Origin of the sequence: Chryseobacterium cucumeris (assembly GCF_001593385.1) — a bacterium.
GTDB classification, from domain to species: Bacteria; Bacteroidota; Bacteroidia; order Flavobacteriales; family Weeksellaceae; genus Chryseobacterium; species Chryseobacterium cucumeris.
This window is the reverse complement of the sequence record NZ_LUVZ01000043.1, coordinates 322,374-345,267: the sequence shown is the minus strand read 5'-3', so window position 1 is coordinate 345,267 and position 22,894 is coordinate 322,374. Positions and strand designations below refer to the sequence as shown.

General features: G+C 32.6%; 24 protein-coding genes and 1 tRNA gene. 4 read left to right on the top strand and 21 right to left on the bottom strand.

The features are described 5' to 3' along the window. Nucleotides 1–90: 90 nt before the first annotated feature. Nucleotides 91–801 carry a zinc metallopeptidase gene (locus A1704_RS18880; RefSeq protein ID WP_174525207.1) on the top strand — a complete coding sequence of 237 codons (711 nt, stop codon included), beginning with the start codon at nt 91–93 and terminating at the stop codon, nt 799–801. Here the strand turns inward: A1704_RS18880 and A1704_RS18875 are convergent. The 9 genes from A1704_RS18875 to rbfA all read right to left on the bottom strand — a co-directional run bounded on the left by A1704_RS18875 (nt 798) and on the right by rbfA (nt 9,152). Further along, nucleotides 798–1,403 carry an IMPACT family protein gene (locus A1704_RS18875; protein ID WP_062675582.1) on the bottom strand — a complete coding sequence of 202 codons (606 nt, stop codon included), beginning with the start codon at nt 1,401–1,403 and terminating at the stop codon, nt 798–800. The two genes, A1704_RS18880 and A1704_RS18875, sit on opposite strands and share 4 nt — an antisense overlap. A 114-nt stretch (nt 1,404–1,517) precedes the next feature. Beyond that, the gene (locus A1704_RS24565; RefSeq protein WP_157885786.1) at nt 1,518–1,691 is read right to left on the bottom strand and encodes a bacteriocin-like protein; all 174 of its coding nucleotides are present in this window, start codon (nt 1,689–1,691) and stop codon (nt 1,518–1,520) included. Between the two features lie 29 nt (nt 1,692–1,720). Beyond that, nucleotides 1,721–1,885, bottom strand: coding sequence for a bacteriocin-like protein (locus tag A1704_RS24750; protein ID WP_167348784.1), 165 nt, complete (start codon nt 1,883–1,885; stop codon nt 1,721–1,723). Between the two features lie 63 nt (nt 1,886–1,948). After that, nucleotides 1,949–2,974: a bifunctional diaminohydroxyphosphoribosylaminopyrimidine deaminase/5-amino-6-(5-phosphoribosylamino)uracil reductase RibD gene (ribD, locus tag A1704_RS18870; RefSeq protein WP_062675581.1), complete on the bottom strand. Its 1,026-nt coding sequence runs from the start codon at nt 2,972–2,974 to the stop codon at nt 1,949–1,951. Nucleotides 2,975–3,037: 63 nt separating this feature from the next. Then, nucleotides 3,038–4,837, bottom strand: coding sequence for a DUF349 domain-containing protein (locus A1704_RS18865; protein ID WP_062675580.1), 1,800 nt, complete (start codon nt 4,835–4,837; stop codon nt 3,038–3,040). A gap of 74 nt (nt 4,838–4,911) precedes the next feature. Beyond that, on the bottom strand, nt 4,912–5,649 hold the full coding sequence (locus tag A1704_RS18860; RefSeq protein ID WP_062675579.1) for a shikimate dehydrogenase family protein: 738 nt from the start codon (nt 5,647–5,649) through the stop codon (nt 4,912–4,914). 61 nt (nt 5,650–5,710) lie between these two features. Further along, nucleotides 5,711–7,504 (bottom strand): endonuclease, encoded by a 1,794-nt coding sequence (locus A1704_RS18855; RefSeq protein WP_062675578.1) that lies wholly within the window; start codon nt 7,502–7,504, stop codon nt 5,711–5,713. A 79-nt stretch (nt 7,505–7,583) separates the two neighbouring features. Continuing rightward, entirely contained in the window at nt 7,584–8,789 is a 1,206-nt protein-coding gene (locus A1704_RS18850) for an ABC transporter permease (protein ID WP_062675577.1), read from the bottom strand. A 3-nt stretch (nt 8,790–8,792) separates the two neighbouring features. Further along, complete coding sequence (gene rbfA, locus A1704_RS18845; protein WP_034693455.1) at nt 8,793–9,152, bottom strand: 30S ribosome-binding factor RbfA; 360 nt, start codon at nt 9,150–9,152, stop codon at nt 8,793–8,795. A gap of 93 nt (nt 9,153–9,245) precedes the next feature. Here rbfA and mce point away from each other — a divergent pair, with 93 nt between their 5' ends. Together mce and A1704_RS18835 are read left to right on the top strand one after the other, a co-directional pair. Then, a complete protein-coding gene (gene mce / locus A1704_RS18840) occupies nt 9,246–9,644 on the top strand; it encodes a methylmalonyl-CoA epimerase (protein ID WP_062675576.1) in 399 nt (132 codons plus the stop codon). A gap of 62 nt (nt 9,645–9,706) precedes the next feature. Continuing rightward, a tRNA-Ile gene (locus A1704_RS18835) sits at nt 9,707–9,780 on the top strand. Between the two features lie 162 nt (nt 9,781–9,942). Here the strand turns inward: A1704_RS18835 and A1704_RS18830 are convergent. The 12 genes from A1704_RS18830 to A1704_RS24560 form a co-directional block, all read right to left on the bottom strand. After that, nucleotides 9,943–10,800, bottom strand: a complete 858-nt coding sequence (locus A1704_RS18830; protein ID WP_062675575.1) for a GLPGLI family protein — start codon at nt 10,798–10,800, stop codon at nt 9,943–9,945. A 10-nt stretch (nt 10,801–10,810) separates the two neighbouring features. Further along, nucleotides 10,811–11,137 (bottom strand): thiol-disulfide oxidoreductase DCC family protein, encoded by a 327-nt coding sequence (locus A1704_RS18825; protein WP_062675574.1) that lies wholly within the window; start codon nt 11,135–11,137, stop codon nt 10,811–10,813. An 11-nt stretch (nt 11,138–11,148) separates the two neighbouring features. After that, on the bottom strand, nt 11,149–11,685 hold the full coding sequence (locus tag A1704_RS18820; protein ID WP_062675573.1) for a hypothetical protein: 537 nt from the start codon (nt 11,683–11,685) through the stop codon (nt 11,149–11,151). Nucleotides 11,686–11,704: 19 nt separating this feature from the next. Next, the gene (locus tag A1704_RS18815) at nt 11,705–12,382 is read right to left on the bottom strand and encodes an ATP-binding cassette domain-containing protein (RefSeq protein ID WP_065119686.1); all 678 of its coding nucleotides are present in this window, start codon (nt 12,380–12,382) and stop codon (nt 11,705–11,707) included. Beyond that, nucleotides 12,375–13,352 (bottom strand): hypothetical protein, encoded by a 978-nt coding sequence (locus A1704_RS18810; RefSeq protein ID WP_157885785.1) that lies wholly within the window; start codon nt 13,350–13,352, stop codon nt 12,375–12,377. The genes A1704_RS18815 and A1704_RS18810 overlap by 8 nt, the downstream gene beginning before the upstream one ends. Continuing rightward, a complete protein-coding gene (locus A1704_RS18805) occupies nt 13,267–14,160 on the bottom strand; it encodes a hypothetical protein (protein ID WP_062675571.1) in 894 nt (297 codons plus the stop codon). The genes A1704_RS18810 and A1704_RS18805 overlap by 86 nt, the downstream gene beginning before the upstream one ends. A gap of 1 nt (nt 14,161) precedes the next feature. Then, nucleotides 14,162–14,800, bottom strand: a complete 639-nt coding sequence (locus A1704_RS18800) for a hypothetical protein (RefSeq protein ID WP_062675570.1) — start codon at nt 14,798–14,800, stop codon at nt 14,162–14,164. A 52-nt stretch (nt 14,801–14,852) separates the two neighbouring features. Further along, on the bottom strand, nt 14,853–15,125 hold the full coding sequence (locus tag A1704_RS18795) for a hypothetical protein (protein ID WP_062675569.1): 273 nt from the start codon (nt 15,123–15,125) through the stop codon (nt 14,853–14,855). A gap of 386 nt (nt 15,126–15,511) precedes the next feature. Continuing rightward, nucleotides 15,512–16,318, bottom strand: coding sequence for a thiopeptide-type bacteriocin biosynthesis protein (locus A1704_RS18790; RefSeq protein WP_238590658.1), 807 nt, complete (start codon nt 16,316–16,318; stop codon nt 15,512–15,514). A gap of 50 nt (nt 16,319–16,368) precedes the next feature. Beyond that, complete coding sequence (locus tag A1704_RS18785) at nt 16,369–18,597, bottom strand: lantibiotic dehydratase family protein (protein WP_062675567.1); 2,229 nt, start codon at nt 18,595–18,597, stop codon at nt 16,369–16,371. Next, entirely contained in the window at nt 18,598–20,778 is a 2,181-nt protein-coding gene (locus A1704_RS18780) for a prolyl oligopeptidase family serine peptidase (RefSeq protein WP_062675566.1), read from the bottom strand. Between the two features lie 6 nt (nt 20,779–20,784). Beyond that, nucleotides 20,785–20,961: a hypothetical protein gene (locus tag A1704_RS24560; RefSeq protein WP_157885784.1), complete on the bottom strand. Its 177-nt coding sequence runs from the start codon at nt 20,959–20,961 to the stop codon at nt 20,785–20,787. A gap of 197 nt (nt 20,962–21,158) precedes the next feature. Here A1704_RS24560 and A1704_RS18775 point away from each other — a divergent pair, with 197 nt between their 5' ends. Continuing rightward, nucleotides 21,159–22,874: a helix-turn-helix transcriptional regulator gene (locus A1704_RS18775; RefSeq protein ID WP_062675565.1), complete on the top strand. Its 1,716-nt coding sequence runs from the start codon at nt 21,159–21,161 to the stop codon at nt 22,872–22,874. The last annotated feature ends 20 nt before the right edge of the window (nt 22,875–22,894 follow it).

Below are 22,894 nucleotides of genomic sequence, written 5' to 3'. Positions count from 1 at the left end.
ATTAAAGGACAAATATAAATAATAATATCGTATACTTTGGCACAGTTTTTATATGATTATGGGTAAAATTAAACACAAAATTTATATAAAATGGTGGGTTATTATATCATTATTGGTATTTCAATGTTGGTGAGCTGGTGGGTTTCGTCCAGATTGAAATCGAAATTTGAATATTATTCCAATGTGCACCTTCGAAATGGCCTTTCGGGGAAAGAAGTAGCGGAAAAGATGTTGAGAGATAACGGGATAAATGATGTTCAGGTCATATCAGTACCCGGGCAGTTGACGGACCACTATAATCCGGCAGATAAAACAGTGAACCTTTCTGAGGGTGTTTATATGCAGAGAAACGCAGCGGCCGCAGCAGTGGCAGCTCACGAGTGTGGGCATGCAGTGCAGCATGCGGTAGGGTATTCTATGCTGAATTTACGTTCAAAACTGGTTCCTATTGTCAATATAAGTTCCAATCTGATGCAATTTGTCCTTATTGCGGGTATCGCAGTAATGGCTGCGTCCAGAACAATTGAAAACCCTAATGGAAACACTACTGTGCTGGCAATCGGCGTTGCGATGTTTGCCATGACAACACTTTTTGCTTTTGTAACACTTCCTGTGGAATACGATGCAAGTAACAGAGCGATGAAGTGGCTTAAAGATACTGGAACTGTAACTGCAGAAGAATTTGTTGGAGTACAGGATAGCTTAAAATGGGCGGCAAGAACTTATGTGGTAGCCGCATTAGGTTCTCTGGCACAACTTCTTTACTGGGGATCTTTGCTTCTTGGTGGGAGAAGGGATTAATTATTAAATTCAAATGAAACATATTGCATCTCAGAAAGCTTTTCTGAGATGCTTTCTTTTTGTGCCAGTTTCAATGACGCGGTGAGAATACAGTTTTCATTCGCATCGAAGTTCAAAACTTTAGCATCAAATTTAGAAAGCAAGGTAAAAATTGTATTCTGCTGATTGAAGTTAAATTGAATCTCTACTTCTGTTTCTAATTCTCTGGTGATAATACTGGCTGCCTCTAATGTAATCTTCGCAGATTCTTTATAAGTTTTTACAAGGCCGGAAACTCCCAGTTTGGTTCCTCCGTAATAACGGACAACAATGACAAGGACATTGGTGATTTCATTCGCTAATAATTGATTGTAAATAGGCAATCCTGCACTTCCGGAAGGTTCGCCGTCATCATTGGCGCGATAGTTTTCCCCATTCAATCCCATTCTGAAAGCATAACAGTGGTGAGTTGCTTTCGGATGTTCTTCTCTTATTTTCTCCAGTGCACTCTTTAATTCTTTTTCATTAGTCACAGGATAAGCAAATCCGATAAACTTGCTTCCTTTTTCTTTTAAAAGAGTATTTTCTATGGGGCTTTCTATGGTTTTGTATTCGAACGTCATCGGAATTGCTGCTTTGTTATGCAAAAATATTAAATAAATCCTAGTACTTAATGAAAGAAGCCGCCAGATTTCTGACAGCTTCCCAATTTTTATGTATTGCAACTTTTGTTATTTCTATCCGCAATAATCCAGCGGAAGTAAACAAATATAGTTTGTAGGACCACAAAAGTCTGTAGGACAGAAATCTCTACATCTTGTAAGGTCTCCATTAGGCAAAGTACAGTTTACAAAAGCTCCGCCTTGAATTGATTTTAAACCGATTCTTGATACTTTTTTCAAATTTTTCATGATATTAGTTTTTGTTTTTACATCAAAATTTAACAAGGGAATGTTCCATCTGCCCAAGGTGGTGGGCAACTCATACTTGAAGGTGTTGCGCAGCAATGTTGTAATGAAGGAGGATAGAATGAGCAACATTCAGGAGCAATTCCTCCGTTTACTTTTTTTAAACTCTGTCTCGAAACTTTCTTTAAATTTTTCATAGTAATTTTAATTTGTAAGACTAATGTAAAGAAATTATTTCATTTGATGGTGATACAAAAGTATTATTTTGCTTTAAAAAATGAAATGGTATTATCTCTGAAATTTTCAATTGTATCAGGAACTTGATTGAATTCCGGAGCTTTTGTCCCATTTTCTACTGTCAAATTCTCATTTTTAATTACAATAGCTTCGTCCCAAAGATTAGCATTAATAAATTCCTGCAGAGTAAAGCGGCCCCCTTCGATAATCACAGATTGTATTTGTTCTTTATACAATGCCTCCATGAGCTCAGGTAGAAAATGAGCCTTGTTGATTTGAATGAATTGAATATGTCCTTCAGTACCTTCTTTCACGGAATTTAAAACCAATGTTCTTGCTTTATTGTTATAAATATTGAAACTGGCAGGAACTTTTAAATCAAAATCAATCAGAATTCTTACAGGATTTACGCCTTCAACATTTCTTACGGTAAGACTGGGGTTATCGTTCAATGCAGTTTGAGTTCCTACTAAAATGGCATGCTCGTCAGCTCTTAACTGATGAACAAACTGGTTTACTAATGTATTGGAAACGGCTGTCGGTGTAAAATCCTTATCCAAAAAGCCATCACCGGATTCTGCCCATTTTAAAATGATATATGGTCTTTTCTTTTCGTGATAGGTGAAAAATCTTTTGTTCAGTTCAATGCATTCTTCTTCAAGAATTCCTGATACGGCTTCAATTCCAGCATCCTGAATGATTTTCTTTCCTTTTCCATTCACTTTATCATGGGAGTCCATTGCGCCAATCACTACTTTTTTAAATCCTAATTCTTTAATCTTCAAAGCGCATGGCGGAGTTTTTCCATAATGTGCGCAGGGTTCCAGAGATACATAGATTGTAGATTCCGGAATCAGATCTTTATTTTTAACGGAATTAATGGCATTGATTTCTGCATGAGGTTCTCCTGCTTTGTGATGATACCCTTCACCAATGATTTTTCCGTTGTGTACGATCACACTTCCAACAAGAGGGTTAGGGTAGGTGTTGCCAAGAGCTTTTTGAGCCAGCTCAATACATCTTTTGATATAAAATTCGTCGTTGTTCATATGTATAAAAAGAAAAAGCGAAGACAAATTGCTTTGCTCCGCCTTTATTTATTTTGTTATGTATTAATCTCCGCTGATAATGCTGTGAAGATTTTGTTTTAACGTTTCAAGATGAGCTTTTTTCTCATCAATCGTGTTATAGGTATCTTTTAAAAGAGGGTTTTCTCTGGACGGTTTGTTGAAGAAAGAAAGGTTGTTTTCCAGTTTAACAATTTCTGCCTCAAGATCAGAGATTTGATTTTTGATCTTTCTTGCTTTGTCGGTAAGCTGGTTTTCAGATAGACCTTCTTCTTTCAGTTCAAGTTCGTTGATCTTATTTATTTTCAATTTCTCTCTCAATGTTTTGTTGAATTCAGAGTTGATTGAAATTTTATCTCTCGGAACTTTTCCGATATTATTCCATGAAGTTTTGATCTGCTCGATTCTTTCAATGCTTCCTTCTTCATTGGAAACTTCTTTCAGTTCATCAAGAAGAGCTTTTTTGTTCTTATAATTTTCTTTCCAGTTGTCGGTAGAAGTATTGCTCTTCTCTCTGTAATTGTTGAAGAATGCATTACATGCGTCACGGAATTCATCCCAGATTTTATTGGTCATGCTCTTTGGAACGTGGCCGATTTTTTTCCAGTCTTCCTGGAGTTTTTTGAATAACGGAACAGCAATATCCCATTCCTCGTTATTCATATTGTCCTGTGCAGTCTGGATCAGTTTAAGTTTTTCTTCAAGATTTGCCTGTTGAGAACCTTTCAACGATTTGTAGTAATTATTTTTCGTTGTATTAAAGCCTCTAAGTGTCGTTTTGAAATCATTCCAGTTTTGATTGGAAAGTTTTCTTGGAACACTTCCTGTTTTTAAAAATTCAGAACGCAGATCTTCCACTCTTTTGATGGCATTCTGCCAGTAGTTGTGGTTTGGCGTTTCCGAAGGTTCAGACAGTTTCTTGATTTCTGCAATAATCTGATTTTTCTTTTCAAGATTTTCACTCTGTTCTTTTTCAATAGAAGCTGAAAGTTCAGATTTTCTTTCGTGAATTTTATTCGAAATTTCTTTAAACTCTTCCCATGTTTTCTCACGGAACTCTTCAGCAACAGGTTCTGCTTCTTCTTTCCAAAGTTTATGAAGATACTGAAGTTCGTTTAGAGCTTTCTGGATAACGGGTTCATTTTCCAGCTCTTTAGCGCGGGCAATAATATGTTCTCTCTTTTCCAGATTGTGGCTGTATTCCTGCTCCAGAAATTCTTTATTAAGATCCAGCATCTGATAAAACTGATTCAGGTGGTGGAAATAATTATTGTTGAGAATTTTGAATTCAGACTTTGCAACCTGTCCTGCTTTTGACCAGTCTTCTTTAATCTCACGAATAGATCTGAAAAGATTGATTCCTGGTTCTGAGCTGGTGTATAGATTTTTAAGTCTTTCGATTATGCTTTGACGGTGGTCAAGGTTTTTCTTTTGCTCTTCTTCCTGTCCTTTCTGGAAGTCGTCATGTTTTTCCTTGAAAATATTAACCAACGCAGAATACTTAGCCTGAGAAGGGTGTTCGTAGCTGAAATTTTCAGCTGGATTTCCCGCTTCTACATATTCATGCTTTTTATCTTCCACTTCATCATGGATATAATGACTTGCTTTCTCTTTCAGCTGGTTGAATCTTTTGAAGTTCTCACCGGCATTGGGAGTGTTGATGATTTTTTCCATTTCCTTTAAAGCATCGGCAAGGGAAATTTCTTCCTCATGTTCATCCAGGTGCTCTGCATCATCTTCATGTTGGTTTGCATCATGAGAAACTGTGTTTTCTGATGGGTCCTGAGATACTTCGTTAGGATTTTTCTTTTCTTCGTTTTCAGAAAGATTGTTTTCTGTAGTCATAGCAAATCTTTTATGTGAGTGGCGTTAATATCCTTTAAATATAGCTTTAAGGCCAATTAAAGTACTAATTTATGTTATTTTTTTTGAAAATTCCAAATTTCCCAAGCTTTTTCTGCTTGCTGTTCAAGCATATAGTACCCATTCACTGTTTTTGCTCCTTTTTCTGAGGCATTGATGATGAATTGGGTATAGTTTGGATTGTAAATCAGATCAATAACGAGATGATCTGAAGAAAGCCCGTCAAAAGGAAAGTTCAGACAGTCTTTCACATTCGGGAAAGTGCCTACCGGTGTACATTGGATAATAATTTTATGCTCTGCAACAGTTTCCTGATCAAGATTTTCATAATTGATTTCTGTACTCCTTGAAATAGTTACAGAAGGAATATTGTTCTTGTCCAATGCATATTTGACGGCTTTTGCTGCCCCTCCGTTTCCTAAGATCAGTGCTTTATCCTGAGAAGGTTTTTTGTGCAAAAGAAGCGTCTTTTCAAAACCGAACGCATCTGTATTATACCCTGTTTTTTTGCCATCCTGAATAAGAACGCAATTGACAGCACCTATTTTCTCGGCTTCATCACTTAGTTCATCGAGATAATCGATTATTTTTTCCTTATAAGGGATGGTCACATTGAATCCTAACAAGTCCGGTGAAGCAAAAAGGTTTTCTACTTCATTGATTTCGTTGAGATCAAAAATATCGTAGGAGAAATTCTTCAGCATGAGCTTTTGGAACTTGTTTTCGAAGAATTTTTTAGAAAAAGAATAAGAAATATTTCGTCCTATCAATCCTAATTTTTTATTGGAATCCATACATCAAAAATAAAAAAAAGACCGGATAAATCCGGTCTTGGTTTGAAATATTTTTTAATAATTAATCTACGATAAATTTAGTAGAGAAATTATCTGTTTTAAGGAGATAAGTTCCTTTTACTATACCTTTAAGATTAATTTTGTTTGAATGTTTGAAAGGATTTGCAATTGTTTCAATTCGTTTTCCTGAAAGATCATAGATCTCAGCTTTTGAAATTTTGCTAAGGTTTTCTCCTTTTACAAATAATTCATTATTTCTTACCGGGTTAGGGTAGATGGTAATTGCTGATGTATCTTTTTGGTTTTCAGCGGTAGCTAACGTAGTTCCGAAACATGTCCAGCTAAGATCATCCAGAGCAACTCTGTTGGACGTAGACGAATTTGTCAGTTTAATCACCGCATTTCCGTTTACATTTATATTATTAATGGTAGTTGTAGTAACAACATTACTGTAAGGAATGGTTCCTACATTGACGTCGTTTACAAGAACATTGAAGTATCCTGCGCTTCCGGAGAATTTCAATTGAGTTGTTAAAGTTAAGCTTTGAACTCCACCTGAGAAAGTTGAACTTGTTAAAGTTCCATTTTTTATGGTAATGGCTTTATTATTGATGGTCTGGTCAACTCTTGCGTCTGTAGCAGTCCATGAAATTCCATTATTGGTCCAGTTTACTGTCATGTATGTATTTACAGGACCGGTGATCATTTCGAAATTTTCAGTTCCACAGTTTCCTCCTCCGGCAGGTACATCAAGAGTTGTTTCTGTAGCTGTTGTACTTTGTGGGGAAGAGTTTGCGAAAGCATCTTTAGCAATAATGTAGAATGTGTATTGAGTCAATGGTGATAATCCGGAAACAATAGTAGATGTTGTTGTACCTGAAACAGTAGCTTTTAAGGTTCCGTTGGCATAAATATCATACGAAGTTACTCCCACATTATCTGTAGCAGCTGTCCAGCTTAAAGCAATAGAGTTTGAAGTTGGGTTGCTGGCAACAAGGTTGGTTGCAGCTGTAGGGGCTTGGTTATCAACAACCGGAGCTCCCCAGATCTGAGTAACATATTCGGGGTGATCAATGAAAGGGTTTCTGTTTCCCTGGTAAGTATAAGAAGCATTGTTTCTTGCAATTTCTTCCGGAGATACGGGATCCATTGCATTCCATGCTAAATATTGATTAAGTGCCCAAGGCTGTAGTCCCGGGAATGTTGTGTTACCAAGCATGTCACCAGTAGTGAAATTAGGAAGTTTGTCTTCATATCTTGTTACGAAATAAAGGATCATTCTGGCAATGTCTCCTTTGAAAGCATCAATGGGTTCAAATACAGTACCTGCATATCCTGCAGAAACCGAATTTCCTAGTTTTGATCCATTTTTTGAAGTAAAAGAAGGTGTTCCTACAATTCCGAAAGGGTAGTTGGATCTCATTCCGTTTACTTTTCCGTCTGTAGCACGGATAAAATGAATGTCAGCTACCATTGGGGAAGCATTGTTGAACAAACTTTGAGGAACAACGTGCTCTCTATTGTAGCAGTCACCTTCATTAGAATATCCGGCAGATCCACACTGACTGGTTCCCAGGGTGAAATTATACTGATCCGGTCCATTGGGGTTTTCAGAATAAATATCCAGAATAGTTCCGTCATTTTCATAGAAATAATCGCGGTCTGTGTTAGCATAACCTGTCCACAGGCCACCGTAACCATTGTCGATATGCCCATTACTGATAATGGTTTTAAGAGCTGTTTTAAGAGCTGCACCTGTTAAGGTCGGCGATTGGTTATAATATCCAGCCGGAGCCTGTGCCAAAGCGCTTATAAATGTAACGCTTAAAAGAAAAAAAGATAAAATTTGTTTCATTTTTTAAAATTGGGGCGTAAAGGTACGAAAAAATGAAACCGAAGTATATTAATTGTATGTAATATATAAAGTTGAAATGTTAGCCTTTAGTAATATATTCTTTACTGATTTTTGAAAAGAACCATGAAATAGTTATTCCAAACAAGGAAGCTGTAAGGGCTACAATAAGATAATTTTTTCCCACAATTTTTACCGGGAATGGCAAAACCTCATTAGCTCTGAAGAACTCTGTATAAAGCTGGAAGTAGCAAAGTGCTGTTCCAAGAATTAATCCGGTAATCACACCTGAAATCACAATCAGGAGGCCAGTGTAGAAATAGGTCATTCTTAAATGGCTTAAAGGAAAGCCTAAAGATATCAATGATTTTGCCTGTTCTTTTTTGTCAAGCTGAAGGATAATAATGGCTCCGGCAAGGTTAAAAGTCGTAATAAAGATCACCAAGGCAAAGATCAGGTAAATGAATAGCTTTTCTGTATTAATCATTTTCCAGAAAGCAGCATTTTCCTCTTCTTTGGTTTTGATCTCAATATTTTTTCCGAGAGAAGAAAGCAGGCTTTGTTTTACAGCATCGGCATTTTCCGGATTTTTCAGTTTAATAACAATCTGGTAAGCAGACTTTTTAGGAAGAGTGAGTAATTCTTCTGTAAGCTCAATAGGAGAAACGATGTAATTGTCCAGCTGGTCTTTTCCCGGGAAGACACCTGTTACCAGAATATCTCTTTTATTATAAATGTCTTCTTCCTTACTGATAATCCCTGTTCCCGGTTTGGGCATAAAGACGGTTGCGTAATGATTGGAAGAATCCACAGGAATTGAAAGTCTGTTATCCAGACTGTTTTCCATCAATACCTCATTCGAGTATTTGAAACTTGGATAAGTTCCGTAAAACACTTCTTTATTAATAGGATTTACCTTAACATAAGCAGAATCTACCCCTCTTAGGTAAGCAATATCACCCTTTCCGTTGAAACTGATATATACTTTTTCTTCAATAACGCGGGAAAAACTGCTGATTTTCTTATTGTTGCTCAAAACTTTACTGACGTTATCCAGATTTTTGATGGTTTTTCCGGAAGTGCTTTTTAACGTAAGATCAGCGTGAAGATTGGAAATAAGGTCTTTGTTCAGGTCTTCAAGCCCTGAAAAAACAGAAATAATGACGAACATTGCAGCCACAGCAACCGTCATGGCACCTACAGCCAGCCACGTAATGAACGTAACGGCAGTACTTCCCTTTTTAGCCAAAAGGTATCTGGATGCTATGTAAAATGCAATATTCTTCAAGATCTATAAAACAGGATTGTCGCCTTCACCTCTTAATTCTCTTTCCAGTCTTTCAACATCATCAAGAGCGGTATCCAGGTAAAAGTTAAGTTGTGGAATAATACGCACCTGTTTTGCCATTTTCTGGCCAATGAAGTTTCTGTATTGAGGTTTGTTTTCTTCAATCTCCTTCATCACAGCGGTACGGAATTCCTGTGGGAAAATGCTTAAATAAATCTTAGCAATTCCTAAGTCAGCAGTTACTTTTACATCTGAAACAGATACCAATATGCTCTGTTTGCTTTCTGAAGCCTGTTTGCGGAAAAGCTCTGCGAAGTCTTCCTGAATGATCTGTGCTACTTTTCTTTGTCTGTTACTTTCCATAATTTCCGCAAATTTAGTACTTTTGTTTGAATTGATACTTTGAAATTCAACTACAGTATCAAATTTACGATTTAATTATATTGATTAGTATTTATGAAACTAGAACATATTGGCATTGCCGTAAAATCTTTAGGAGTTTCTGATGAACTTTTTGCCAAATTATTAGGAAAAGAATCCTATAAAAAAGAAACAGTGGAAAGGGAAGGGGTAGTAACTTCTTTCTATGAAACAGGAGAAAGTAAAATTGAGCTTTTGGAAGCCAGTAATCCAGAGAGCCCGATTTCGAAATTTATAGATAAAAAGGGAGAAGGTATCCATCATTTGGCATTTGGCGTTGAAAATATCGTGGAAGAAGTGAAAAGACTGAAAAAAGAAGGATTTCAGTTTATCTCCGAAGAACCGAAAGAAGGTGCTGATAACAAATTAGTTGTATTCCTTCATCCCAAGTCTACAAACGGAGTGCTGGTAGAACTTTGCCAAGAAAAGCAATAAAAAATTTTGTAGTGAAAGAAATTTTACTATTTTTGCAAACACAAAATTTAACCAAGTTTTGAGGTCCTATAGCTCAGTTGGTTAGAGCACCTGACTCATAATCAGGTGGTCCCTGGTTCGAGCCCAGGTGGGACCACAAAAAATCAAGCACTTACAAAAATGTAGGTGCTTTTTTTATGTCCCAAAACTATATACTGAAATACAGGTTCAGGTTTAAATGATAATACTATATTGGTGCAGGGCTATAAAAAAGTAGGACATACTGCCCTGCATATAGATTTTTTATTAAAAAACTTTATTATTCTTTTTCAATAGGATTATTGTTAAGCTTGTAAGATTCTTTTATTTCCTTCCCTTGTTTCTCAATAAAGTCCTTTACCTTCATGTCAGTTCCAGGCATTGTCATACTTAATAATTGAGGAGTTAGCTCATTTCTCATGGCAGCTAAAGGATCCTGTTTGTAATTTTCAAAGGTTTTTATAAATTTTACTTTTTCTACTATTTTCACATTACCATTGGTGAACTTTTTAACAAGTGAATCTTCACTGTTATCTTTCGCTTTTTTATTTCCTTTTAAGGTAAATGAATAATTGTGTTGATCATCTTCTATTTTTACAATTAATCCAGGTAAACCATTAAATTTATAAGGACCGTCATTAAAAGGAAGATCAGGACAAAACCAGGCAACCCATTTTCTTCCCGCAAAATTTACTATAGCTTTTTGGGCATTATATTCGCCGATTTTTTGCTTTTCTTTCTGAACTTTCCAATCAAAATTTATTTTTTCCTGATAGCCAAAGGTAAGAGGAGTCAATCCGTTCATAATATCTTCAGTATATTGAACTTCCATGTCAGGATATTTTTTTGTTACAGAATAGGTAAATCTGACATTCGGAGGTGCTGACTGATTTTCGTAAATGCCTGTTTTTTGCATTTTTTTAAATACTTCGTTGGAGATTGAATCTGAAACAATTAATTGATAATCTTTAAAAATCGATTGATCTTTTTTAATATCTAAAACCATCATTGCAGTTTCATTTCTTGTAGAATCTTTTTTAGGTTTATATTGTACTTCATAGAAAAAACGATTGATCTCCTGAGCTTTGATTTTGATAGTGGTTAAAAAGAATAACGGTAGTATCAATAAGTATTTCATGGGTTAATTTTTAAAATTTGTATCTGTATTTTGCAAAAATTTTATACCAAAAATCCGTGAAGGGAGTAGGTAAAAAAGAGAAAAAAGAAATAATTCTCCAGGGAGAAGTAAAGTGGGCAAATATTTCAAATATTGCCTTCGAACGTACCCAGACTTCATTATCATTCACAAAATAGATGGTCTGAAGATCTATAAACTTAATTCCTTTATCACGAAGAATTTTCCTTGCTTCTTTGTTTCTTACGGAAATGATTTCCAGTGTTTTAACGTTAGATTGGCTCCATTTGGAAAACCTTGTGCAAAACTTACATTCAGAATCATAAATAATAACTTTCATTTTGTAAATTTTTAAATAGATTGCAAGTCTGGCTGCGTTTTTATGTTTTTATATTGTGATAAAATGAATAACGAAGAAAATGACCCTGCCAAAAGCCCTGTAAATATCATGACTCCACTTTGAAGAATAAATGGAATTTTTTTCATGTAATCAATATTTTTTGAGGTTACCGCATATTGTCTGGATATCATCTGCAATGTTTCAGCATATTTTAAAGATAATGTTTTATCAATTAAAGCATACACGAAAACATCGATCAAAAAAATCATGATGGCGCTAAGAATGAAGGTACAAATCACATAATAAAAATTGGCGATATGATTTACCTGTTTTACCTTCTTATATTTCTTTAGTGACAGAAACAAAATAATTGCAGCGATCATAAAAGCAATAAACAATGATAGAATAGGGAAAAAAGCAACTGCAGTCATACTAAAATTATCATAAGAAAGATAGTATGCAATGCCATAAATACATCCTGTAAAGGATAAAGCGATCACTATTGAAGTAATAAAAATATACTCCAATGAAATAAGGTTATTGTCCATAGAAATTAGTTTTTAAATGCTAAATGTTGATGTAAGAGACCCAATCTTTCTGAATATCTTCTGTAAGATGTGTCCTTATTAAATGGTATTCTTCTGATAGGTAAATTTTAGCGAATTTTCCATTTTGTAAATGTCCGATATAATCACAACAATTTGTAAGAGTTTCCATAATATGAGAGCTTATCAAAACGATCTTATTTCTTTTTTTGAGGTCATCAATGATAAAATAAAACTTTTCGACACTTTCAAAATCGAGTCCGTTAAATGGTTCATCAAATAAGTATATGGGTCTGTCAATTAAAATATTACAAAGGATTGCAAGTTTCTTCTTGGTTCCTAATGAAAGTTTTTCAACAATAGCGTCTGTTGGAATATTAAAGAAATTTGTCAGTCTTGTTATCTTTTCATCCTCGTTATCATGAATAAACAGGTTTAAAATATCGTTAACCGACAGATAAGAATAAAAGTAATTTTCAGATTCCAAATATGAAATATCTCTTTTATATATGGGTTGGTCTTGTAATACTATTTTTCCATGGTATCTTGTATTTTGAAAAATAGATTCAAATAAAGTTGTTTTTCCCGCACCATTCCTTCCAAGAACACCGAATATGCTTCCTTCATTTATATTTAAACTTAGGTTATCCAAAATTTTTTTGGAGTTATAACTCAAGGTGATATTTTGTATACTAAACATACTTTGTAATTTTCTTTAAGGCTGATTTTCTATTGTTTATAATGTAAATTATTGCTGGAATTAGTAGCCCAATAATAAGTGTAAATTTGAAAAATTCAGCATCATTGATATGAGTTACCTTTATTTTTTCATTATAATTTACGTACTTATTAATAATAATAACATAATTTGAAAGAAAAAGATAAAAACTGAAATAAATTATATAATCTTTTTGTAGAGGATTTAAAAATGCAAAGCTGATTATAGCAGGAATGGAGATCATCAAGCAAATCAGAAAAGAGTATATGATTTTTTTTTCTAATCTGAATTTTGAGAATTGCAGAATGAGAATTTCTTTATTTTCCTGGAGTGAATAAACATGCAAAAGAATATGTAGCCAGCATAATCCTAATATTATCAAAGTTGCAGGATGATATCCTAAGAAAACGGAAAGTAATACAAAGGAAAAGAAAATTATAATATTCTTTCGTATATAGGCTTTCCACTCTAATAATGCATTAGGGAGTTTATTGATAAACCTTGGGTTTGCAAAATATTTTTTAAGCTTTAATAATGGTAAAATGAAGCATATAAAACCATTTCCCAAAAAGGCAAAGTTATTTTCTTTGAAAACGAAAAATAAATTTATAAATATCCAAATTATCAAATATTCTAATGCAAGGCTTATATAGAATTGCTTTCCTAAAATATTTTTTAAAAAATTAATATCCTTTCGAGTAAAATGAATGATAAATAAAACAGTTGATGAAATTAATGCATAATAGCCATTATGATTCGTTTTAAAAAAAAGTAAAAATAAAAGTATTATACTTACTAAAACACCAATATCCATACTTTGGTTTGACGCTTTAAGTAATAATTTTAATCTCAGTTTCAGATATCTCTTAAGCATATTCTTTAATAAATATTTTTCTTTTGAATAGCGATACAATTTTTTGAAAATATACTCCAGCCTTTTTCCATTCTTCATCACTTATGAAAAAACCATAACACATCATAAATAGGATTTCAAAATCATGGATCATCATAAAAATGTATATTCCCAGATGGATCATTATTCCAAGAGCAAACACAACGTATTTACCGGTTTTATGCCATGCAAGAAAAGGAAATGCTAACTCCCACATTAAAGTAATATAGGTAGAAAGTGTCACAAAAATCCCATTTTTTGCTAGTATATTATTCATTTCTGTTCCCTTAAATCTTTCTAATTGTAATGTATAATAAGTGGCAACACCGCTGAACCATACTTTAGCATTAAGTTTGAATATGGCAGAAACGAAATAAATCAAAGATAAATGAATTTTTATAGATAAAACGGATATTTGATTGACAAAATAGCTGATACTATCTTTTTTTTGTCCGGTACTGTTATTTAATGTGAAATACCTGTAGCAATCCGTAAAAATCATGTACAGTAAAAGAAATTTCAATAAATTATCACCACCATTTAATATAAAAGGATATGCTCTTTGAACAATTTCTACGGAAATATATAACAATAAGGGAGTGAAATACCTGAAAATTCCAAAGGCAAATAAAATACTTAGCAACATTATAGCACTAAGAATAATATTAATATTTTGAAAAATAGAGGATTGTTGAATTCCAAATAACTGAAATATTGGATTAACAGGTGCTCCTTTCAAAAATGTAGCATCAGTGATGAGATCCTTATTAAAAAATAATTGTAAATATTTTTTAAACACGTGTATTGATATCAATATCCTGAAAATCGAAAGATATATATAGTGATTTGAGTGGAATAGTTTTTTCATTTTAAAAAGGATAAGGATTGAAAGCAATTACTTTAGATTCTACATTTGGCTTTTTACTTTCTCTATTAGCAAATTTTTTAATTTCCTCAGAATTTATGTTTATCGTTACATATTTTACTGTCTTTAACTTTTCGGCAGACATTTTATCTTTTCCAACAATCTTCGCATAGTCTTTTAAAAGGAGAAAACCTTGAACTTGTTCAGGATTTTCATTGAGTCTTTGTACTGCCAGAAGATTGGCATTGTGAAGATTTAGCTCGGGTTGTGTAGTATTTATTTCAGTTCTTTCTTTCACTATTGTATTAACGATACCTTCGATAGATCCATAAATTGTATAGTCTACCATCTCGGCTCTGCCATTAAATGGCCTTGTATTTCGTTTTGATTCTATAATTGAAGAATAGACTTCGAAAGCAGCAATTTCATTTTTATTCTCATCCAGATAGGTAAAATAAAGTTTGTAGTTAAATTGTGGTGGAGGGGCAAAAAAACTCCATTTTTGAGCAAAAAAAGTAGAAAATAGTTTCATTTCTTTTTGATACTCAATCTTTATAAAATTATTGGGTGAATTGTATAAAAATGTAAAAAGCCAATAAATTGATACACAGGTAACGATAAATATTTTAATTGCTTTTTTCATAACTGTCAGGAATAAAAATGGCTCATTGTATTAATGAGCCATTAAATCATTATTAGTCTAAGTTCTGGATGTTTGCTGAAACATCATCTGTTGCGTGAAGACCATCTACTAGAGCTGAAACAACCATTACAGCAAGAAGAACGGTGCCGGCAACAGCAGATACACTTGAACCTGGAGGAAGCGCCTGGCGTGAAGTGTTAGAAGACTGTACTTGATCTCCATAGGCGATACCTTGTGCTTTAACTACATTAGGTACTAAAAAATTTAATGCAAATACGAATGCCATTCCACCTGCGAAAACTGAGTTTCTGATTTTTTTGTTCATGATAATTTTGTTTTTTTTATGATAATTAATTTTGTCATATAATCCCTGACATGGGTTTTCTGCTGATCAGGCTTGTTTCATTTTTATATTGCGCAGATATAAAAAGGTTAAGATTATTTGTGTTTCTAACCAAGGCAAAGATGCGTGTGCTTTTTCGATGATACAAGAAAAGTATAGTGGGATTTATAAATTTTGGATGAAAATCCTTATGGATTTATAAATTTAAATGAGAATTGAATGTTGTGTAAATTATTGTTTGCTAGTCTGTTGTGTTTTCAATAGTATCCTGCATAAGAATTTATAGGATACTATTGGAAAGTGTTTTTTTTTTCGGCGAATAATATCAGGAAACTGAGGAAAAAGAATGGGGTATTTTGAAAAATTCTTTATAAGAATGATTCATAAGCAAGCGTTTTATAATATCTCACTAGATAATCATAAATAACCATTTCAAATAATCTTTGCTGGGAAACAAATATTCTGTTGATATTCATATGGAAAATACTCTGAAATAAGAATTGCAGAGGCATTTCTAAAGATTGATTTTTATGTTTATGAAGAATGTTTTGTAGCGCAGTGTTCTTTTCTTCAATATTATAAATAATAGAGTTTCTTTCTTCCAAAAATTCTTTAGAATTAATAAAGTCTACAAATTTAGGTTTAAACTCGCGGTATTTTTTGTCTAACTGGCTATTGAGTTTTTTATCGGCATTAAATTCCTGTTTAAAAGTATGATTAAAATATTTGATCCACTCCAGCTTTTCTTGGATGGAAAGATTAAGTTTATTCAACATCTCATCCATATAAAACAAGCTGACTATGATCTTTTCCTCATCATCATAATGTAAACACTCCAACGTGAACTCACTATTTTTGTGAAATAGGGTTTCTATTTCTTCCATGGTATTCTTTCCATACCTTTCAATTTCCCGTTTATAGGTGTCGACCATAATGGTAAAAATCTCTCCACTATCTATATATGGCTGAAAAATATTTTGAGCAGTGTTAAGAATTTCATGGTAGTATTGGGGATCATTTAATTTTAATCTTATCCTCAAATGAGATTTAGGATCATAATACCGTATAAAAAACCATTCGGAAATATAGCCGTTCTTCTGAAATAGCTCTATTAAAGGATGTATGGCTTCTTCCAGGATTATATCAGAAGTTTTTATACCTGTATATATTTTCAAGTATAACCAATTACTTCCGGGGATAAAAGTTCGTTGCATTATTAAATATCTTACTTATTTTTTTCTTTTACGGCTTTATACAGTGGAAAAATAAACTCCTGTCTGAAATGATCGTTTTCATTCGATAAAAATTCTTCTATAATGATTGATTTTTGGCTTTTAACAGTTTCAATAAAAAGCTTTGCCATATCATAATTTTCAAGAGCCAGGGTTAAAGTATTGTCAAATTTGGACCATTGAATCCAGTCCGGAATTTTTCTTTTGTTTCTCCAGTTTTTTAGTTCCTGTAAAAAATCTTTTTTGTTCAATTTTAATTGATCTAACAAAAAAATATCTTTTTCTGTAATCTTCCACCGCGCTTTTGAAAGAATGATATTACGATATTCTACCCTTGGCAAAAATGTATAAATATATTCTAAGTCGCCCCAGTTAAAATAAAGCCCGGGTTTGATATTCTGTGTATGTAAATCTGATAAGAAATGATAGACAGGTAATGTATTGGTATAGTAATTATGGGCGTTTGTGAGATAAGGAATAACCCTCCTATTTAGTTTTTTTGAACGTAAAATAATCTCATCATTTTTTAAAGAAATATATAAATCCTCTGTAGATATCTGATTTTCTTGAGGCAATAAAGATTGAGCTAAATAAGGAATTTCATACGTTCTCAAAGTAGGTCTTCTTATTATATTTCCTATCCTTGCTTCAGGTAAGTGAATGATTTCAGCTAAGATCACGTCAGAGTTGAGTTCTTTTTCCTTTTCAGCAATGTTTTTGATAAGATTCTGTACTTTTGATTTTTCAGAACAGAATCGCCCCAAAAGAGTGCCGGCACTAGTTCCTGTGCTTGCATTTAAGAATATTTTTTCCTGATTATTTTCAGAAATTATTTCTGCCATGATAGAGGTGGTATCAGGCATATTATCCCAGTTTTCCTGGAAATCTTCAAAATCCGGATCAGTTAGTTCTATACTATATTGGTTATCTAGTAGAGCTTCCTGTAACTTTTCATTAAGTATTATCTGGATCGGAGTAAGCTCAAGATTTTTATTTTGTTTTTCCTGTGAAATAGGGAGTATTAAATCTTCTATATAAGGATGAATGCCTTTTGAAGATGTATTTTGCTTATATCCTATACCTATTTCAGTATCTAAGACATATAGCAGAGGCATTTCCTGAGTATCAAACTTTTCGACAAAAGCTTTTTTAAATCTGGAAAATTGATTTTCCTTTTGTGTTAAAGTGATTTTATTCAGAAAACTTATTCCTGTTTTTAATTGTTTTTTCCAACTTGGGGATAAGTAAAAAGGAGAGATATTATAGAGATCCGTCTGAAAAAGATATTTTTGTTCACACTCCATAGTGAACGATTGTATCAGATCTCTGATTTCATCGTATAATATAGTAGGATTACCAATATTTAAATCCAGTTTCTCCAAGTTATTCTTTAAAGAAAGTAAAATATCAGTTTCATTTTTTATTTTTAATCTATTTAGAACAGTAATAATAGTATTTAAAAAATCAGTTCCTGATACATTAGGTTCAAGCTCACTTACCAGAACCTGATTAGCAATCAATTCTTCTACAAATTCTCTTGCTTCATCTTCTGTTATCTCTTCATTAAGCAGGATATGAGAAATTTCACTAATGGTTTTACCTTGTTTTGAAAAATTTATTATTTGCTGTAACTCTGCAGATATTGGAGCCGAGGAAATAATGTATTCTCTTTTTCCTCCTGTATATTGATATTCTATATATCGAATTCTATTACCTATTTTATAGATGCTGTTATTAGGAAAAAATAAAAGCTTATTCTTTACTATGGGTAGTTGTGTAAAGTATTGTGCAAGAGAAACAAGAAAATGCATATCTAATCTGGTATCCCGTACTAATTGATCAGTAGGTAGTTGGTATCCTGTTGTGTTGTCGGAAAATTTTGATGCTTCTAAAGAAAATTCTCCTAATCCTATACCAGAAAATAAGCCGAATGGAGTACAACGGGTACTCATTCGGCTATAATATTTTAGAAGGGTATTTTTGAGTTTATGAAACTCTTTGGATGATAATGGTTTTTCTGAGCTGAGCCATTTGTCAAACTTTTCATATAGATGAGAGGAGGCAAGATAGATAGCCTCCCTAAAAACAGGATTGTTAAAAATCTCTTTTAAGTTTTTATCTGAAATTTCATCTTGACTAAGTTGTTCCTGAAAGCTCTTTAGTGAGAATAAAGGGGTTCGTACTATATACTCATTAAAAAAATGATAAGGGAAGCGTGACATCTAATTTTTTATTTGTTCTTTTGGTCGGTAGTCGGGATGGCCTAATTGCCAAAATGCAAAAGTAAATATATCATCAATATTAGTATATCTTTGATCTACTGCAACATTATTTCCATGACCTCCTTCAAAATCTATTTTTAATAACTGAGGATTGGAAGAAGCATCATTAAACATTAGTTTAGCAGCATATTTTACGGGTTCCCAGACTATAACCCGCTGGTCGTTTATCCCTCCGGTTATAAAAGTAGCAGGATACTTTTCTCCTTTTTTAATATGCTGATAAGCATCCATTTCCAGCAAACTTTTGAATTCTTTTGGATCGTTAACCGTTCCGAATTCTTTGGGCTGGCCATTAGGGGTTATTTCATCTCTTAACGGATTCATTACTCCTACTTCTGCAATAACTACTTTAAAGAGGTCAGGTCTCTCCGTCATGGCTCTCCCTACAGTAATTCCTCCGGCACTGGAACCCCAAATCGCTACTTTTTCTTGTGAGGTATATTTTTCTTTTATCAGATATTCTGTACAATCTATTAGATCCCTCCAGGTATTGGGTTTAGTTTCTTTATATCCTCCTAAGCGCCATTCTTCTCCTTTTTCTCCTCCTCCTCTTACATGAGCTATTGCAACTACACCACCTTGTTGAACCCATAATAAATAGGTGGGGGAAAAATAGGGATTATTAGAAATACCATAAGAACCATAGCTGCTAATAAGAGTCATATTCTTACCATCTTTTTTGATGTTTTTATTATATAGTAAGGATACCGGGATTTCTTGTCCATCTCTTGATTTCACGATGATTTCATTAACAATAATATCCTGAAACTCGGGATATTTAGTAATAGGGGTAAGATTTTCTGGCTTGAAAGAATTGGTCTTTAGGTCATATTTAAATCTTTGCTCATCATTGGCCCAGCCGGAGCAAGTTATCCAGATATCAGAATGATTTTCTCCTTTGCCTCTTAAATTAATATCTCCGGATGGATAGGGAAGCTCAATAGAATGATTTTGTCCGTTTTTATATAAGTATAGTTTAGCTTCTACTCCGTTTTTTGTAGTGGTATAATAAATACCATCTTTTGTGATGGTATAGCTTTTAATAATTTCGTCTTTTTTTTCAGGAATCAAAACTTCACCATTCTTAAAGTCAGGATTGATAATACTGGTTTTACATAGCTTATTGAGAGAAGTATTGTAACCTGATATAAAAAATATTTTATCTTTTTGAAAAGTTAAACTTTTAGCTTTATCGTCCGAATTGGAAAATAATCTCCAATTTTTTTTACCTGATAATAAATCCTGTTTACGAATGATAAATGTTTTTCTATAAGACTGGAAATCAACCAACATGCCAATATAGTATTGATCATCAGCACTAAAGTCTAAAATGATAGGAAATTGATCTTCGGTAATATGTAGATCAGGATTGTTTTTAGCAGAAAAAACGTCAACCGATTTATTAGGATCAGTTCCAATTTTATAGAATACAGTTCTTGTATTTTTATAAAAGTTTTGAGATGTTGGGTCAGTTGTAGAAAACTCGACATAGATAAACCCCGTATTATCATCTATCCATTTTATTCCATCGAAAGTAGCGGGTGCAGAGTTGGTAATAATCTCAGGATGTACATATTTCGTTTTTACATCCAGGATAATTATTTCTGATAATTCTTTTCCTTTTTCAGACATGGAAACAGCTATTTTACTGCCATCCGAAGATGGACTTATATAATTGATAACAAAAGAATGACTTCCGTTATTCTCTTTATACATAGCAGGATCATATAGCAATACTTCTTGGCCTAAAAAGCCTTCCTTATAATATAATCTTGCAATCTTTTCATCACCATTTTTCTTTAAATAAAAATATTTGTCATTATCGGTAATTTCAAAATCTGATATAGAGTACCCCTGCCTTCTGTCAAATTCTAACCTTTTTTCAACATAATAGTTTTTTTTAGGAATTTGATTTAATATAGAATTGGTATAATTGGTTTGAGACTGCATCCAATTTATAGTTCCTGCGTTTTGAAGATCCTCAAGGTTTCTATATTCATCTATTATTTTAGTTCCAAAATAATTTTCTGTAACAGGTTTTGAAGGTGCTAAATTGTTTTTTTGAGCCTTTACGGGAAGTACGTATAAAATAGCAATAATGACAAATATTAAGTTTTTCATATTTATTTAAGGCTTGATTGTATGTTTAATGGGAGTGTTTGGATCAACTTCGCCATTTTCATCTAAAGATACCTGATTACCATTCCCTCCATATCCTCCATGGATTCTCTTTAAATCATTAATCTTCATAATCTGTACTTTTTTTAAAGACAATTTCTTTTGCGCGTTGTTTTCTTTTTTCATGATTGTTATTGTTTATAAAAATTAATTTTACAAAGAAAGCAATATTTCTTTGACCCCACTGAAAATATATCTATAGATTTATAAATACATATTTGTAAAATGTCAATAAAATAATAATGATCAATTAGTTAAAATCAAAATACAGATTATGTATTTTCTTGAAAAAATGAATATTTTTGTACGGTATAGAAAAATTAATGAAAAAGATATTCCTGCTTTTATTAGCATTCTTTTGTAGTCTATTTTTTGCTCAAAACAAAATTGATAGTTTAAAATTATTGAATTATGAGGAGTTAAGAAATAAATTTAATGTTTATGATGAATCTAATAAAAAGTTAGAAGCACAAGTTATTTCTCAATATTACTTAGCAAAAGCAAAAAAAGAAAAAAATATCCTTGAAATTGCAGAAGGATATAATCTTATGCATTCAACTGAGGACTTCCCTGTGGCCTTAAAGTATATTGATAGTCTGGCTATGATTACAAAAAATGTGAAAGGAGATGTATATCCAGCCAGAACATTTATTATAAAAGGAAATTTATACTATAAATATGACAATTTAAAAGCTGCCCTTGATAACTATATTTTAGGTTTGGAATATTCTAAAAAGCAAAAGAATTTGAAGCAAATAGCTTATGCTAATATGAATATTGCCTATTTAAATAGCTATATGGGGAAAAATAAAGAGGCAGCAAAAACATTTAGATATTATTTATTGAATTCCCACGATATAACAGATGAATATCAGCATGATCAGATGCGGGTAAGTCTTGCGTACTGCTATATTAAAATAAATAAAATTGATTCTGCCAGTTTTTTCATTCAGGAAGGATTGAATTCTCCCTTTGTACAAAAGAATATATATAATAGGAATCAGTATTTATATTTATCTGGACAGCTGCATCTTAAAACCAAAAATTATCAAGCTGCAATTGCTGAGTTAACAAAGGCGTATACTTATTTTTCAAGTATTAATGATAACAATCAAAATTTTGTATTATATAGTCTGGGAAAATGTTATGAAGAATTGAATAACAAACAAGAGGCGATAAAATATTTTACTCAGATAGATTCCAATGTAAAAAAAACGGAGATTACTTTTCCAGAGTTAGGAGATGTATATACTTTTCTAATAGATTATTATAGGGAAAACGGCGATAAAGAAAAGCAACTCTATTATATTGACCGTTTTCTAAAAGTTGATAAAAAGCTTGATGAACAATTTCGATACTTATCAACGGAGTTGCACCAAAAATATGATACGCCCAATCTTTTACAAGAAAAAGAAGTTATAATAAATGAATTAAAAAATAAAAAAACATTTTTGTATGTTTCTGTTAGTATTTTAACTTTAATATTACTTTTACTTACCTATTTTTATTATAAAACTAAGAAAGCTGAGAAAGAACATCGAAAAATTGCTCAGGACTTAATTCATTTGATTGAAAAAAGAAATCTTGAAGCAGCTCAAAATAAAAATGATAAACCAGTAGAAATATACGAACCGGTAAAGGTTGAAAGTGAAACCAAAACAATTAAAACGGTTCCCGAAGATGTTGCTCAATCTATCTTAAGGGATCTGGACAATTTCGAAAACAAACTTCATTTTTTGAAAAATGGGATTACATTAACAAGTCTTGCAAAAAATATTAAAACCAATACTGCTTACTTATCGGAGATTATTAATAATCATAAAGGTAAAAATTTCACAACTTATCTTAATGATTTACGTATTGATTATGCTTTAGATCAGCTTGTAAAAGATAAGAAATTTCGTTCTTATAAATTACCTGCTATTGCAGAAGAAATAGGTTATAATAACGTTCAGGCATTTTCGATTGCTTTTAAGAAAAAGACAGGAACTACTCCGTCTATTTATATTAAAGAGATTGAAAAATCAATTTCGAATTAAAATAAAACAAATAGGATTTT